The organism is Methanoregula sp., from assembly GCF_002835825.1.
Taxonomy (GTDB): domain Archaea; phylum Halobacteriota; class Methanomicrobia; order Methanomicrobiales; family Methanospirillaceae; genus Methanoregula.
In genome coordinates this window covers 1-1,700 of record NZ_PIZH01000443.1, presented here as the reverse complement: position 1 = coordinate 1,700, position 1,700 = coordinate 1, and the positions used below count along the sequence as shown (strand labels likewise).

Genomic DNA, 1,700 nt, shown 5'->3' with positions numbered 1-1,700 from the left:
GAAGGACGTGGACAGTCCCGCGCAGCTTCTACATGTCAAGCATGTCCATTGTGACGCCACCGTAATGCGGATGCGCGCTTGCCTGCTTCACGTCTTCTCTCCCGTAGATGGTCGGGGCTATCGAGTGCGTGATCATCCGGTACATCATCGGGTCTTTACTGAGCCGGTTGATCTCATCCTCGGCTTTCTCATCGATCTCGACTTCTTCAAACTCCTTCTCGGCAACCTCGATGGAGTTGCATTCAAGGAAGATATCAAAGACCGTGCTCTTCTCGCCCTTGACCACCCGCTGCATGGAGCGCAGGATGCCGTTGATGATGATCCGGTCGCCGGGGGAGACTATTCCTGAGAGGTCATCGGTGACATCGATATCAAGGGTCTGCGGCTGCTCGCCCCCGCGCAGGCCTTCCGGGGATTCCTGGATCCGGAGTTTCTGCGAATCCACAAACTTCGAACGCTTGGGCATCAGTTCGAGTTTCTTGAAGGTGCACCCATCGGTCGCGCAACCGTCTGGTTCTACAAACTTCCCGTACTTCTGTTGCTTTACCGTGAAGTGGCCGGCCGGGCAGCGGAACACTGCCTCCACGACCCGGGGCCGTACTTCCGTTGTCTTCCGGAGGATCCCCTCGACAGAAATGTACCGGTTGATGTCATCGGAGCGAATGTTGCGTATCAGGGTCTTTCGCGGCAGGTTGGTGAACCGGATATTGACCCCGTGGGGCTCCTTCCCGTCCTTGGTGCGGATGAGCTGGCCGTTCTTGATCGCATCCCAGACATCCTCGAGTACCTTCCCGGGATTTTCGAGGAGCTCATCCGCCATTGCGATGCCCGGCTTCCCAAACCGCTCGACGTCGCGGTAATCGATGGAGAGCGATCGCTTGTGGGGATACTCGCGCGATAACTCCCCGAGCTCTTTTTTATACTTCGTTTTGAGAAGACGGGTCCAGTCTCCTGTCCTGTCGCCTTCGTGGAGATCCGGTTGTTTCTCCATATCCTGCCCCTTACGCCTCAGTGCCCTGCCTGCGAGGAGAGCACGAACCGCGCAACCAGTGCTTCCATCTGGATATCGCTGTTTGCGCCTTCTGAAAGCCGGAAGTCTGCCTCCCCGAGGTGGTCAATGAGTTTCACCTTCAGGTCCCTCGGCATCTCGCGTTTCAGGAGGGCGCGGTACATCTGGTTGATCAATTCGTTGGGTGCGATACCGCGCTCGTGGAGTAGCTGCGCAAGGAGCGATTCTGCGCCATCGAAATCCCCGCTCAGCGAAAGGGTGAGCAGATCATTGATCTCTTCGGGGCGGGCCGTTGACGTGATGGAATAGACCCGTTTCTCATCAATAGCCGGGTTGATGATAGCTGCACCCTGCAACGCGTTAATGGCCTTTCGCATATCCCCCTGAGCGATATAGACGATTGCCTCCATCGCCCCCTCGGTGATTGTCAGCCCCTCGCGGCTTGCGATTCGGCGTACCTCTTCCTTCACAGCCCCCGGCCCGAGCGGTGTAAAGCGGTTGCTTGCGCACCGGCTCTGGACGGGGTCGATGATCTTGGAGGAGTCGTTACAGAAAAGGATGGACCGGCCGGTCTGGTCGTAACTCTCCATAGTGCGTCGGAGTGCTGCCTGGGCTTCGTGGCTGAGGGCATGCGGTTCGTCACGGAAGAGGCTCTTAAATGTCCATGTCCCGGAGGGCTGGAGCATGTCCG

Annotated in this window: 2 protein-coding genes; both read right to left on the bottom strand. The window is 57.9% G+C overall.

Going from position 1 to position 1,700, the window contains the following annotated elements:
* Window positions 1-28: 28 nt before the first annotated feature.
* On the bottom strand, window positions 29-991 hold the full coding sequence (locus CW742_RS12070) for a hypothetical protein (RefSeq protein ID WP_342764882.1): 963 nt from the start codon (window positions 989-991) through the stop codon (window positions 29-31).
* 17 nt (window positions 992-1,008) lie between these two features.
* Window positions 1,009-1,700, bottom strand: a 692-nt coding sequence (locus CW742_RS12065) for a Replication factor C small subunit (protein ID WP_292420709.1), incomplete at its 5' end; no start/stop codon positions are given.

Excerpts from the sequence above, each read along its gene's own strand:
- CW742_RS12070 (WP_342764882.1), bottom strand. The coding sequence starts at position 991 with ATGGAGAAACAACCGGATCTCCACGAAGGCGACAGGACAGGAGACTGG.